Genomic DNA, 12,310 nt, shown 5'->3' on the forward strand with positions numbered 1-12,310 from the left:
TACCTGAAAGAAAAAATGCTAAACAACCTAATCCAGAGTTTGATAGCTATTTGTACAAACTGCGTCATCTTGTTGAGAATATGTTTGCGAGACTCAAGCATTTCCGTAGCATCGCTACTCGCTATGAGAAGTTGGCTCGTAACTTTAAGTCAATGCTTTACTTGGCCTGCACTATCATTCACTGAAATATGAATTGAGGACACGCCCTAATTTGAGATATTTGAATCAAGCAGCCTGACGATAAAAGTCAAACCATATTTGTATTGGCGGTTTGTAGTCCAAGCTTTTTTGAATTCTACTTTGGTGATAGTACAGCTCGATATAACCGATGATATCACTGATAGCCTCAAACCTTGTTTTATAGTTTTGGTGATACACAAGCTCATTCTTCCTTGCGGAGCAGTGCTCCTTACCCGAGAAGCTTTCTATGAAAGCGTTATCAAATGAGCGAGTAATAGGGAGTCTGGGAGACACTTTCCCGAGCGTAAGATGGAAGGCTATGCCTGTAGCGATTACTACGCCTGAACATTGAACTTTATACTGATGCTGTGTAGTGATTTCATGGTATGAGTGGCTACAGTACTGACGGCCTCTGTCAAAATGTACAATCAGCCATTGGTTTGATCTTTTGTTCTTAATTGCCATGCTGAGTGCACTGTAAAATAAATCCGTGGCCATACGTTTATTGATGGCGTAGCCAACCAGCTCTTTAGTGTATAAGTCTTTAACCCCTGCTAGATACAGCCAGCCCTCGGTTGTCCATATATAGGTGATGTCACTAACCCATGCTTCATTAGGACGGTTGACGTTAAACTTCTGATCCAGCACGTTTGGATAGACCAGCTTGTTGTGCTTTGAGTCAGTGGTGACTTTAAAACGTTTGTGACGACGGCATTTGATGTCGTACTTTTCTTTTATGCGTCTAACCATTTATGTACTGATGGCATATCCTTGCTCTGCAAGATGAGCATGCAGTTGATCATAGCCATAGCGCTTCGTGTTCTCAGTGTGAGCCACTGATCAGAGTGGCTCACACTGATTGCGATGTATTTTCTGCTCAATGAGACCGAGGCTTATCCAGTTGTAACAGCTTGATGGCTTAAAGCCCAATATGTGACACATGCGGATAATGGTAAAGATCTGATAATTTGCTTTGATAACTGTTGTCTGAGATTTTTTTGACTGCTTCTGCTTTGAATTCCGTACCATAGCTATGCATTTTCTTGGTCATGGTAAACTCCGGTTATTGTACTTAGTTTACCAAGTTTACTTGTACGGTTTCTTCAGCATAGCTCACTAGCCTATAAAATAAACTAACATAGATCAGTTCTTCGTATGAAATCCCTTTTGTAGTTATCTATTTAACTTTTCTCACAGTGTTGATGCGCCAAATCAATAAATGCTCTAGCAGCCGCGCTCTGATAAGCCCCTTTTCGTTGCAGCAAAACGGCTGTGCGCTGTAGTAAAGAGGGCGCCAAAGCAATTGCAATCAGCTCATCACGATTACTCGCGATATTAGAGGGTAATAAAGTGCTCAATCCAGTATGAAGTACTATTTCAATAACCGCACTTAATGAATTTGCCTCCATCAGTACTCTTGGCTGAATGTCGTGTTGACGACAATAACGTTCAATCTGTCCACGAGTGATAAATTCGTGGCTGAGCAATACCAATGACTGCTCACTTAGCGTTTGCACATCAATCGCGTGGTACTTTGCCAGTTGATGAGTTTTGTTCACGACCAACGTCAGTGTTTCAATGAGTAAAGTCTGCGCTTCTATATCAGCAGACTCTACGTCCGCAAAAGCAATACCCACATCGAATTCATCATCAAGCAACTGCTTTTCCATCTGCTCCTGCGACATCTCTTGCACGCTTAAGGTAACGTTGGGATAACGGTCATGGAATGCTTTTATCAATGGACCAATCAGATAGGTGGTAAAGGTTGGGGTAATGGCAATTCGCAACGCGCCGCGACTCAAGTTCTGCACATCATGAATCGCTCGTTGTCCCTCTTCTAAATCCTGTAGCGCTTTACGCGCATAGCGAGCATATACCTCACCGGCGTGAGTAAGCTTGACACGACGTCCCGACCGATCAAATAAAGGCGCACCCAGCGTTTCTTCTAATTGCTTAATTTGTTGTGATAAAGCGGGCTGCGAGACATACAGAGACGCTGCTGCTTGGGTGAAGCTTTGATGCTTAGCAACCGCGAGGAAGTATTTTATGTGTCTAAGTATCATGGTTTCTCGATTGTTATTTTTCTATTGTCATCGCTTTATCGTTACGGCAAACGTTATTGGTGTTTATCAATAGCCATCATAATTTATATCTCGTCCTTTACCTATAAGTATTTGTTATCGACATCATAATATACCAGTCTTTTACCTTATTAGTATAATAGCGTAATATTCACCTTATCGACACAACAGAGACCGCCGTTATGAAAGATATTATCGAAGGCTTTTTAAAGTTCCATAGCGAGGCTTACCCAAAACGCGCTGACTTATTCAAGGATTTGGCGACTCAGCAAAACCCGCGTACGTTATTCATCTCTTGCTCGGACAGTCGTTTAGTCCCTGAGTTGGTAACCCAGCGTGAACCTGGTGGTCTGTTCGTAATTCGGAACGCTGGTAACATCGTCCCCTCCTATGGACCCGAGCCTGGTGGGGTTTCAGCCTCGGTAGAGTACGCCGTCACCGCATTACAAGTGACCGATGTAGTGATTTGCGGGCATTCAGACTGCGGCGCTATGTCTGCCATTGCCAATTGTACCTGTATGGATCATATGCCAGCGGTTGGTAGCTGGCTAAAATACGCTGACTCGGCGCGTGTGGTCAATGAATCTATTGCTCATCTTAATGACAGCGACCGTATTGAATCTATGGTACGTGAAAATGTCATTGCTCAGATTGAAAATATCAAAACTCATCCCTCTGTTCGTTTGGCGATAAGAGAAGGGCGCTTGGCCTTACATGGTTGGGTTTACGATATCGAGACAGGTCGCATGGATGCTTTAGATGGCGCTACTAACACTTTTGTTGCGCTTGCCGAGAATACAGAGGTTCGCGCTTATCCTATAGCGCTGCCAGTCGCGATTTAAACCATCCTTACTGTTTTATTAACGATAAATACGACTTACTTAATGGCCATTATTTACTAATAACTACTCATTAATAACCACTCACTAATAAAAGGTACTACCATGATTCAGTCTCAAATTAGCAACACTGCCCGTCAAGCATTAACTGATACCATCATTGCTGCAAAAGCTGATAAAAACTTATCGTTTGAGCAGATAGCCGCAGGTACTAATCTTAGCGATGTCTATGTAACTGCAGCTTTACTAGGTCAGCATCCATTACCGTTCGAGGCCGCACAGAAAGTTGGCGCAACGTTAGGTCTTGACGATGATGCGATTGCCTTATTACAGATGATTCCATTACGAGGTAGTGTCGGCAGTGAAATGCCGACTGATCCTACCATCTATAGATTTTATGAGATGATGCAAGTTTATGGTACTACCCTTAAAGTACTAGTACATGAACAGTTCGGCGACGGTATCATCAGCGCGATCAATTTTAAAATGGATATCAAAAAAGTTGCCGATCCAGAAGGTGGTGACCGTGCTGTTATTACCCTTGATGGTAAGTTCCTACCTTTTAAACCTTTTTAATCTTTTGTAAGACTTAAAAGTTAAAGCTTTAGAAAAATATAGCAAAAGTCGGCGTTTAGCGTCGGCTTTTTGTGGCTACACTTTTAGCAATAAAGGACATCATCTTACTCATGACTACTGAACGTATTTCCTCTATGAGACACCAGTCGGCGCTGATGCTTTTTTGGCCTATGCTCGTGATTTCTGGATTGGCATTAACGCTACGCCCAACCTTGACGTCCACAGGCCCGCTTTTGGAAGGAATTAGACTGAGTACTGGTATGGGCATACAAGCGGCCTCTTTATTGGTCGTGTTACCGATGCTATGTATGGGAATTTTCCCTTTATTGCTACCTTTGATTGGGAAGCATCTGAGCGAAAACGCTTGGATAACAGGTGGGCTATTCACCATTGCTACATCTGGTTTATGGCGTTTGGGTTTGGGAACAGGTTGGGCGTTAATTGCTAGCGCTTTAATAGGCGGTACTGGTATTGCTATCGTACAGGCGTTAGCGCCTGGCGTGGTAAAACGCTGGTATCCTAAGCGCGTCCCGTTAGCCATGGGTATTTATTCAGCGTTACTTATGGCTGGGGGCGGCATTGCGGCAACACTGAGCCCAGTAGTCGCTCAGTATTATGGCAATTGGCAAGCAGGTCTTGGGATATGGTTACTATTTCCTGTATTGGCACTTTTGCTGTGGTGGTTAAGACCTTCAGAGGTGATGGAAACCAAGCACAATGGCGTAGGAGTCAATTTTTTTAAGAATCGGCGCGCATGGTTGTTAGCCAGTTATTTTGGCTTAGCAAATGCTGGCTATGCTTGTATGATTGCGTTTCTACCGACCTATGCTCATGATTTAGGGTGGAGCGCCCAAGGTAGTGGCGAGCTGATCGGTATTATGACCATTTTTCAAGTGCTGGGTGCGTTAGGCGCGCCGGCGCTGTCCGCTCATCGCTTAGATCGCCGTCCTTGGCTGTTTTTTGCTGTGGGTATCCAGATTATAGGCTTTGCAGGATTAATGTTGATGCCAAAATCACTATTGATTTTGTGGGCGGCTATGATAGGCGGTGGTCTTGGCGCTTGTTTTTCATTAACGCTTACCGTAGCGCTTGACCATATATCCGAACCTAGATTGGCTGGCGCGCTGACGGCATTTGTACAAGGTGTTGGTTTTATTATTACCGCAATTGTTCCTTATCTTGCTGGATTTTTACGGGAATGGTCAGGTAGCTTTCATATCGTTTGGCTGTTACTACTGATCACACTGGTAGCAATGCTGATGGTCACGATGAAGTTTGCCCCCACAGGTTATGCTAAGGCGATGAATCTTCTAAATACTCAATAACGCTTAAATTAAATAATCGCTAAACTAACTCTTAGGATTTAAAATGAAAAACTTACTGGTTTGTGCTGCTCTTGCAACATCGATGTTATCGGTCACAGCTTGTGCGAGCACCTCACAAAACACTCAAATTAAACCGAACGTATCTAACTCTGGAGCTTCTGTGGTAACAATTCCTGTACTAACGGGTGAGATGGCACAGAATATAGTGATTGCCGCCGCCCTAGAAGCTAAAAAAAACCAGTGGATGGTGTCAGTCACAGTTGTTGATGCCTCTGGACAGACACTAGCCGTGTTAAGAGATCATCGAGCAGGGGTGCATACCATCCGCGCCAGTTATAAAAAAGCCTATACTGCTAATTCACAAAAAAGAGAAACTGCGGTCATTGCTAAAGGTATTGCGGATGGATCGATTCCTGCAGACCTGAGATATTTAGATGAAAATATCCTTATTTTAGATGGCGGTGTACCTATTTATATTGATGGCGTTGTGGTTGGTGGTATTGGAGTGGGCGGCGCGCACGGCAGTCAAGACGTGCAAGTTGCTAAAGCGGGCTTAAAAGCTATAGAGTAGGGGCTGACTGAAAATAACAGGCTTGGCTCAATTTTTTTGTTTAAGAATGATATAGGGGCTGTCCTAGATAAGTAAAATAATCTAGGATAGTCTCATGAGAAAGAGTAGATTAAGTTAGTACAAACAAACCAGACTCATTGAACTATTTGTTGCCGGTTCTACTGCAAGAATAGCGGCAAGCTTAGTAGGCGTTAATAAAACAACAGCCAGCTATTACTGTAGTGGCATAATAAAATTGGACAGCGCATAAGAGGCTATACTACCCCAAAGAGGAAAACTAGTATGACCACTAAACGCAGAGAATATACTCGAGAATTCAAACTAGAAGCCATCAGCTTAGTCGTTGATCACAAGTGCAAGATAGCAGAAGTATCAGAGTCGCTAGGGATTGGAGTCTCCACCCTAGACAACTGGGTGCGAAAGTATCGTAAAGAGCAGCAAGGCATTGCCCCAACTACTGGTTTGGCGCTATCTGATGAACAGCGAGAGCTCCAACAGCTTCGCAAACAAGTTAAACGACTGACTATGGAGCGCGACATCTTAAAAAAGGCCTCCGCTCTGCTAGTATTGGACAGTCTGAACGGCTATCGCTAATAAATCAGCTTGCAGAGCAAGACAAACGGATCAGTAAAAGTCTTCTGTGCAAGCTATTTGGCGTGATAAAAAGCAGTTACTACTATGGCATGCAGCCCAAGCCCATCAGTCTTGAAACCGTTAAAACTAAAGCCTTAATACGCCAAATATTTAACGACTCAAAGCGCTCAGCAGGCGCTCGCAGTATTGCCGCCATACTAATGAATAAACATAATATCAAGCTCACTCGCTATATGGCGGGGAAGCTCATGGCGCAGATGGGGCTTAAAAGCTGTCAGTTAAAGACGCATAAATATAAGCATGCTGACGAGGCGCATAAAACGCATCACAATATCTTAAATAGAAACTTTAGCCCATCAGCGCCCAATCAAGTCTGGACGGGCGATGTCACTTACATTCGTATCAAAGGCGGCTGGTGTTATCTTGCTGTGGTGTTAGATTTATAAGCTCGGCGTGTGGTGGGCTTTGCCTTATCAGACGCGCTTAAAGCCAAGTGGGGTGCTGTTTCACCCTGATCAAGGCACCCATTACACCAGTAAGACATTCGCTGAATCCGTGGTTAGTGGTGATGGTATGACGCAAAGCATGAGTCGGAAAGGTAACTGTTGGGATAATGCTCCAACCGAACGATTCTTTAGAAGCTTTAAGACGGAGTGGATGCCAGAGGGCGGTCATGAGAATATTGCTGAGGCATCAACCGCCATTATTGATTATATCTGGGGCTATTATCAGATCGTAAGACCGCACCGTTTTAATGGTTATTTGCCACCAGCTGAAAAAGAAAAACGTTACTTTAATCAAAACCTCTTATCAGTTGTCCTAAATTAGTTGACCACTACAGTATGAAGTGGCTCATCTGCCACATCCTCATCACATATATGTGATATCGCCATAGATCCCAAGCTAATTTCTTTTAAAGGGTTGAAGCGCTTCGCTCTCGGCTCCTGCAACACAGTCACCTTGCCATTAATGATATCAACAATAGAGTAGGCGGCTTCAGTCATGTGGGGTTCAATGAGTCCTGTCGTTTCTGTGTCAAGTATATATGTGGTCATAATTAGCCTTAATAAATATGAGAAGCTTAGTAGTCTAAGATAAGTAGTTCCATTATAGCAGTCTACTTTGAGTGGTCTATTAATTAGTTAATTAATGACCCTAATCAGGTGGTTCCGTTAGGGTGCGCCCAAAATAGACACACTATAATAATGCAGCTAGTGCTTAGTAACTTAAGAATATAAAAACCATATCTTGTATATCTGAATATTCCTAATATAAGTATCACACTAAATAATTCTAGTGAAAGATAGACACGTCATCACAATTTAAGTAAATTATCGAACTTCGATAATTAAGAAAATATTAACGTGAAAGCATCAAGTCAAACTCTAATATTTGACCTTGATTGCTAATATTTTCTCTTTACAGCGTCTGCCGAGGAGAGTCAGTCATGTCAGGTCATGATAGTCATAGTATTGAAAACAAGTCAGCATGGGCCGTTTTTCTTATTTTTCTTAGATTAGGTCTAACCTCATTTGGTGGTCCCGTCGCTCATTTGGGCTATTTTCGTGATGAATTCGTGATACAACGGAAATGGCTAACTGAGAATAGCTATGCTGACTTGGTCGCACTTTGTCAATTTCTACCAGGACCAGCAAGCAGCCAAGTGGGCATCGCCATAGGGCTATCTCGAGCAGGATATACCGGCGCTCTTGCGGCTTGGACAGGGTTTACTCTACCTTCTGCCATAGCGCTTATCCTATTTGCTATGGGTATTAGCAGTTATGGGGATATTATTCCCTCTGGCGTACTACATGGTTTAAAAGTAGCGGCGGTGGCGGTGGTTGCACAAGCAGTCTGGGGTATGGGACGAAATCTCTGCACTGATGTTGCGCGAGTCTCTATCATGGCGCTAGCCGCTTGTTTTGTGCTGTTAGTACCCTCTGCATTAGGACAAGTGAGCGTCATTGCTATTGCTGCTATTATCGGTCTAGTATTGTTCAAACCTGAAAAGGTGATTGCTCATGACCCGCTTCCTATTACTGTCAGACGTCGGACTGGGATTTTTTGGTTATTCTTATTTTTTGCATTACTAATAGGTTTACCGCTACTGGCTACATGGTATCCAAGCCAAACGCTCTCTTTGGTAGATACCTTCTTTCGTGCAGGGTCACTCGTGTTCGGTGGTGGGCATGTCGTACTGCCACTATTGCAAGCTGAGGTTATTCCGGCTGGTTGGCTCAGCAATGATACTTTCTTGGCAGGTTACGGGGCTACGCAAGCCGTTCCAGGTCCTTTATTCACCTTCTCTGCATTTCTTGGGAGTTCGATGAACCAAGCGCCCAATGGTTGGTTGGGAGGTATAATTTGCTTAACAGCCATCTTTGCGCCATCTTTTTTATTGGTTATGGGTGCTCTACCATTTTGGGAGAGTCTACGCCAAAATTTGCGGACAAGAGCTGCCCTATCTGGCATCAATGCAGCGGTCGTCGGTTTGCTACTGGCAGCGCTTTATCAGCCTGTATGGACCAGCGCTATTGTTGAAGCAAAAGATTTTGGTCTGGCATTAATTGCTCTAATAGCTTTGATGTTTTGGAAGTTACCTGCTTGGCTGGTGGTTATGAGTTGCGGAGCCGCTGGATGGCTACTCACACTATGAGGTGGGCATTAAGGTAGTAATTAAAGGGGCAATCAAAGTGGCTATTAAGGCGGCTATTAAGGTGGTGATGACGGACAACTATCTATAAGGACAGCCAAGGCTGTCGTCAGAAAAAGTGAGGATGAGTTTATGATAAGTAAGCGTAACTAGAGGTAGTAACTATACATATTGCACTATACAGTGAGCTGCATGATTATTTTTCCCAACCATATACTATATTTATAGTACGCAGATGATCTATCATCTTCGAAGACAGACTAACAAACGGATTTCCATTAATATTAATCCATTCTAAATTAGGTAGCTGTAAGAAACTTTCAGGTAAATCTCTAAGATTACAGTCAGTGAGATTTACCTTAGTTAGGTTAGCAAGCTGACTGACACTTTCAGGTAAATTTTTAAGCTCACAGTTAATAAGGTTAAGCTCAATTAGGTTAGTAAGCTGACCGATACTATCTGGCAAATGTTTAAGTTCACAGTGCATCAGGTCAAGTCTGGTTAGATTAGTGAGTTTGCCAACACTGTCAGGTAGCTCTTTAAGCTCACAATGGCTAATAAAAAGCTCAGTCAGGTTACCGAGTTGCCCAATGCTATTTGGTAATGCCTTAAGATCACAATGATTAATATAGAGTTTATTTAAGTTAGTAAGCTGACCAATGCTATCTGGCAAGTATTTAAGTTCACAGTGAATAAGATCAAGCTGAGTAAGATTAGTGAGTTGACCAATATTATCTGACAGATGTGTAAGCCCGCAATAGCTAATAAAGAGCTTCATAAGACTGTGGAGTTGGCCAATACTGTCAGGTAGCTCTTTGAGCTCACAATGCACGAGATCAAGTATCGTAAGGTTGCTCATTTGCCCAATACTGCGGGGCAAGCATCTAAGCTGACAGCGACTAATAAACAGCTTATTGAGGCTAGTAAGTTGACTGATACTGTCAGGCAGTTCTTTGATTTTACTTTCATCAATAAAAAGCTCAGTAAGGTTACTGAGTTGTCCGATACTATCAGGTAATGCTATAAGGTTAGAATGACTAATGGAAAGTTTGGTCAGGTTAGTGAGTTTGCCTATATTCTGCGGTAAATAACGCGAATGGATGCCACTAAGATTTATCTCTACGAGATTGGTGAGATAAGTAAGCTCGTCAGGTATATAGTCCATTCTATAGACATCTCTAGAGTGCTGCTCATCCAGCTCAGGCTCTAGAATCTCTAGCTTTGTCATAGCCAGTAAGGCTTCTTTATTACGAGGGACTTCAGAGTCAAGCAACGCAAACTTATCTGCCCATGCCCATATTTTCTCAACCCAACTATCATCAATAGCTAGTATTTTATTAGAAGAATTAATCTCAGCAACTTTTTGATAATTGTCATTATTATTTCGAGTCATAGTATTACTACTCCCTACGCTAATAAAAGGTATTTGATATTCAGTTTAATTAAATAAAATCATAATATCCATTACTAACGTCAGAACTACTATTTGATGACGACTAGCTTAGATTGCCATGCTAAAAAATATACGGTCAGGCTTAGCTATTTTTAATAGGACTTTCTAAGCTTTAGATAGGGGAAGGCCTTAATCAGCCATTAATAGCTCAACACTGATTTGGAAGTAATACTCGTTCTTTATAGTGATGCTGACTTTACCATTATGAGCACGTGTAATCGCTTGGACGATGGATAGTCCCAAACCTGTTCCTGAGTGCATCGCATTTGTTTTATCATGACGATAAAAGCGTTCAAATAACTTATCTGTCTCTAATTGTGTTAAAGGTTCATCCAAGCGATTGGTGAGCACTATTTTTAAGTACGACGGTTTTAAATATGACGATTCTACAGATGATGGTTTTGTATTTTTTGAGTTACTCATAATTCTATGGTTGATCATCGATGTTTCGATAGTAGATGCCTCAATCACAATGACACTATTACTTGCCGCATAGTAGATAGCGTTTGACATTAGATTGGCAAACAACCGTTGTAATAAACCCTCATCCCCTAACACTGCTGTAAAATCGCCTGTTTTTTCAAAAGATATATTACGATCTTCCGCTATCATCTCGTAATAGGAGATGAGCTTGGTTATCATTGATTCGGTACTAACCCGACTGAGTTGTGAGTCAGACAATCTTTTTTGCGTCTTTGCCAGCAGCAGCATGTTATTAATAAGAGCAGATAGCTGCTCAAGGGTGTCATGCTGATGATGCAGTTGCTCAACATATTCATTGCTATCTCTGGGCTTACTTAACATCACTTGGGTTTGGGTGCCAAGCGTAGCAAGCGGAGTACGCAGTTCATGGGCGATATTATCTGAGAAGCGTGATAACGATTCAAAGTTACTCTCCAACTTCTCCATCATTAAGTTGTAAGACTCAGCCAAGGGTCTTAGCTCTTGAGGCATATTTCTGACGTCTACTCTTTCATGCAGATGTTCAGGATTAATACCCTTCATTTTTTGCACGATAGTAGATAGGGGTGCAAATCCCCAATAGACACTTAATGCAGCGATTGACACCAGCAGTAGCGTGATCGCAATTAAGATCATACTCAGCTGACGGTTGAAGTGTAATAAATACTGATGATGTACATCAATGGGCAGTACGATAAGGGCTAACATTTTATTATTACGGATAATAATAGCTCGATAACTTCTATTGTTTATCGGAAATATAAACTGCTGCTCATGATGTGCATCCCATAACGCTAATAAATCGAAGTCTGAGGGGAGCTCATCAGCAAAACTGCTCGGTGCACTTGATATTAATTTTCCATCATCATCAGCTACTAGGGTTTTTAAGTCATAATCAAGCCAAGAGGAATGCAAGTGATCGGTATTCGTGGGCATAGGTAAAGTCGACGCTGATGCAGCTGGCGTGCTTGATGTTGGTGTGTTTGATACAAACGTTTGCTCATCATTATTAATGACACGCTTACGCAGGCTAAATGCAGCATGAGTAATAATTTCTGAGTCCATTTGATCAAAGTGACCATTAACAGAGCGCTGGACCCATATATAAATAATAACTTGAGAGATAACAACAAATATGGTCAACAAAAAAACAGTGCGCCATAACAGTGGCCAGCGTCGATTCTTAAATTTATAGTTCATTTTATCTCAAATCGTCTTTGTTAATGCCATCGCCGTCAAGACTACTATTGCTGCTGTCAATATCGGCAGCTAGCGTATCCAGTCTATAACCCATTCCGCGCACAGTATGAATGAGCTTTATGTCAAACCCATCATCAATTTTTATCCGTAAGCGCCGTATAGCAACGTCAATGACGTTCGTATCACTATCAAAATTTATATCCCATACTTGCGAGGCAATAACAGAACGTGGCAGAACATCGCCTTGACGGGTAACCATCCCAAACCTAAGACACCTAACAAATAGAATTAAGCTGCGTGGTTCAGTTTCTGTATCGGCGTAAAGCCGCCATTACCCATGTTAGGGCGCTCATTATTGTAATGATATAACCAGCGT

The 12,310-nt window shown here is 42.3% G+C and carries 14 protein-coding genes and 3 pseudogenes; 10 read left to right on the top strand and 7 right to left on the bottom strand.

All coding sequences use genetic code 11. The features are described from left to right. Window positions 1-185 (top strand): transposase (locus WAZ74_RS12160; RefSeq protein ID WP_422308567.1); only part of this gene is annotated, 185 nt, incomplete at its 5' end. Between the two features lie 40 nt (window positions 186-225). On the opposite strand, the pseudogene WAZ74_RS12165 reads toward WAZ74_RS12160, so the two are convergent. The 3 genes and pseudogenes from WAZ74_RS12165 to cynR all read right to left on the bottom strand — a co-directional run. After that, window positions 226-1,158: pseudogene (locus tag WAZ74_RS12165) on the bottom strand (IS3 family transposase); the annotation flags it as partial. Beyond that, window positions 1,100-1,231, bottom strand: a complete 132-nt coding sequence (locus WAZ74_RS12170) for a hypothetical protein (protein ID WP_422308580.1) — start codon at window positions 1,229-1,231, stop codon at window positions 1,100-1,102. The gene WAZ74_RS12170 and the pseudogene WAZ74_RS12165, both read right to left, overlap by 59 nt. A gap of 130 nt (window positions 1,232-1,361) precedes the next feature. After that, a complete protein-coding gene (gene cynR / locus WAZ74_RS12175; protein WP_422308568.1) occupies window positions 1,362-2,243 on the bottom strand; it encodes a transcriptional regulator CynR in 882 nt (293 codons plus the stop codon). 200 nt (window positions 2,244-2,443) lie between these two features. On the opposite strand from cynR, the gene WAZ74_RS12180 reads away from it, so the two are divergent. From WAZ74_RS12180 to WAZ74_RS12215, 8 genes and pseudogenes are all read left to right on the top strand, one after another. Next, on the top strand, window positions 2,444-3,103 hold the full coding sequence (locus tag WAZ74_RS12180; protein ID WP_422308569.1) for a carbonic anhydrase: 660 nt from the start codon (window positions 2,444-2,446) through the stop codon (window positions 3,101-3,103). Between the two features lie 102 nt (window positions 3,104-3,205). Then, complete coding sequence (gene cynS / locus WAZ74_RS12185; RefSeq protein ID WP_422308570.1) at window positions 3,206-3,676, top strand: cyanase; 471 nt, start codon at window positions 3,206-3,208, stop codon at window positions 3,674-3,676. Window positions 3,677-3,786: 110 nt separating this feature from the next. Further along, window positions 3,787-5,001, top strand: a complete 1,215-nt coding sequence (locus tag WAZ74_RS12190) for a CynX/NimT family MFS transporter (RefSeq protein WP_422308571.1) — start codon at window positions 3,787-3,789, stop codon at window positions 4,999-5,001. 43 nt (window positions 5,002-5,044) lie between these two features. Then, window positions 5,045-5,572, top strand: a complete 528-nt coding sequence (locus WAZ74_RS12195; protein ID WP_422308572.1) for a heme-binding protein — start codon at window positions 5,045-5,047, stop codon at window positions 5,570-5,572. Between the two features lie 94 nt (window positions 5,573-5,666). Continuing rightward, a pseudogene (locus tag WAZ74_RS12200) lies at window positions 5,667-5,789 on the top strand (IS1595 family transposase); the annotation flags it as partial. Window positions 5,790-5,854: 65 nt separating this feature from the next. After that, a complete protein-coding gene (locus tag WAZ74_RS12205) occupies window positions 5,855-6,166 on the top strand; it encodes a transposase (protein ID WP_422308573.1) in 312 nt (103 codons plus the stop codon). A gap of 89 nt (window positions 6,167-6,255) precedes the next feature. Next, a complete protein-coding gene (locus tag WAZ74_RS12210; protein WP_422308574.1) occupies window positions 6,256-6,612 on the top strand; it encodes an IS3 family transposase in 357 nt (118 codons plus the stop codon). A 7-nt stretch (window positions 6,613-6,619) separates the two neighbouring features. Continuing rightward, window positions 6,620-6,994 carry an integrase core domain-containing protein gene (locus WAZ74_RS12215; RefSeq protein WP_422308575.1) on the top strand — a complete coding sequence of 125 codons (375 nt, stop codon included), beginning with the start codon at window positions 6,620-6,622 and terminating at the stop codon, window positions 6,992-6,994. On the opposite strand, the gene WAZ74_RS12220 is transcribed toward WAZ74_RS12215, so the two are convergent. Further along, on the bottom strand, window positions 6,991-7,170 hold the full coding sequence (locus tag WAZ74_RS12220; RefSeq protein ID WP_422308576.1) for a hypothetical protein: 180 nt from the start codon (window positions 7,168-7,170) through the stop codon (window positions 6,991-6,993). The two genes, WAZ74_RS12215 and WAZ74_RS12220, sit on opposite strands and share 4 nt — an antisense overlap. A 443-nt stretch (window positions 7,171-7,613) precedes the next feature. On the opposite strand from WAZ74_RS12220, the gene chrA reads away from it, so the two are divergent. Next, window positions 7,614-8,822, top strand: coding sequence for a chromate efflux transporter (gene chrA, locus WAZ74_RS12225; protein WP_422308577.1), 1,209 nt, complete (start codon window positions 7,614-7,616; stop codon window positions 8,820-8,822). Between the two features lie 193 nt (window positions 8,823-9,015). Here chrA and WAZ74_RS12230 read toward each other — a convergent pair whose 3' ends face one another. From WAZ74_RS12230 to WAZ74_RS12240, 3 genes and pseudogenes are all read right to left on the bottom strand, one after another. After that, a complete protein-coding gene (locus WAZ74_RS12230; protein ID WP_422308578.1) occupies window positions 9,016-10,212 on the bottom strand; it encodes a leucine-rich repeat domain-containing protein in 1,197 nt (398 codons plus the stop codon). A 189-nt stretch (window positions 10,213-10,401) separates the two neighbouring features. Beyond that, complete coding sequence (locus WAZ74_RS12235; protein ID WP_422308579.1) at window positions 10,402-11,934, bottom strand: ATP-binding protein; 1,533 nt, start codon at window positions 11,932-11,934, stop codon at window positions 10,402-10,404. A gap of 1 nt (window position 11,935) precedes the next feature. Continuing rightward, a pseudogene (locus WAZ74_RS12240) lies at window positions 11,936-12,184 on the bottom strand (winged helix-turn-helix domain-containing protein); the annotation flags it as partial. Between the last annotated feature and the right edge of the window lie 126 nt (window positions 12,185-12,310).

Source organism: Psychrobacter sp. (assembly GCF_049295055.1).
Lineage (GTDB): Bacteria > Pseudomonadota > Gammaproteobacteria > Pseudomonadales > Moraxellaceae > Psychrobacter.

What these genes read in the sequence shown, in the direction of transcription:
- WAZ74_RS12170 (WP_422308580.1), bottom strand. Translation starts at nt 1,231, where the DNA reads ATGACCAAGAAAATGCATAGCTATGGTACGGAATTCAAAGCAGAAGCA.
- cynR (WP_422308568.1), bottom strand. Translation starts at nt 2,243, where the DNA reads ATGATACTTAGACACATAAAATACTTCCTCGCGGTTGCTAAGCATCAA.
- WAZ74_RS12180 (WP_422308569.1), top strand. Translation starts at nt 2,444, where the DNA reads ATGAAAGATATTATCGAAGGCTTTTTAAAGTTCCATAGCGAGGCTTAC.
- cynS (WP_422308570.1), top strand. Translation starts at nt 3,206, where the DNA reads ATGATTCAGTCTCAAATTAGCAACACTGCCCGTCAAGCATTAACTGAT.
- WAZ74_RS12190 (WP_422308571.1), top strand. Translation starts at nt 3,787, where the DNA reads ATGACTACTGAACGTATTTCCTCTATGAGACACCAGTCGGCGCTGATG.
- WAZ74_RS12195 (WP_422308572.1), top strand. Translation starts at nt 5,045, where the DNA reads ATGAAAAACTTACTGGTTTGTGCTGCTCTTGCAACATCGATGTTATCG.
- WAZ74_RS12205 (WP_422308573.1), top strand. Translation starts at nt 5,855, where the DNA reads ATGACCACTAAACGCAGAGAATATACTCGAGAATTCAAACTAGAAGCC.
- WAZ74_RS12210 (WP_422308574.1), top strand. Translation starts at nt 6,256, where the DNA reads ATGCAGCCCAAGCCCATCAGTCTTGAAACCGTTAAAACTAAAGCCTTA.
- WAZ74_RS12220 (WP_422308576.1), bottom strand. Translation starts at nt 7,170, where the DNA reads ATGACTGAAGCCGCCTACTCTATTGTTGATATCATTAATGGCAAGGTG.
- chrA (WP_422308577.1), top strand. Translation starts at nt 7,614, where the DNA reads ATGTCAGGTCATGATAGTCATAGTATTGAAAACAAGTCAGCATGGGCC.
- WAZ74_RS12230 (WP_422308578.1), bottom strand. Translation starts at nt 10,212, where the DNA reads ATGACTCGAAATAATAATGACAATTATCAAAAAGTTGCTGAGATTAAT.
- WAZ74_RS12235 (WP_422308579.1), bottom strand. Translation starts at nt 11,934, where the DNA reads ATGAACTATAAATTTAAGAATCGACGCTGGCCACTGTTATGGCGCACT.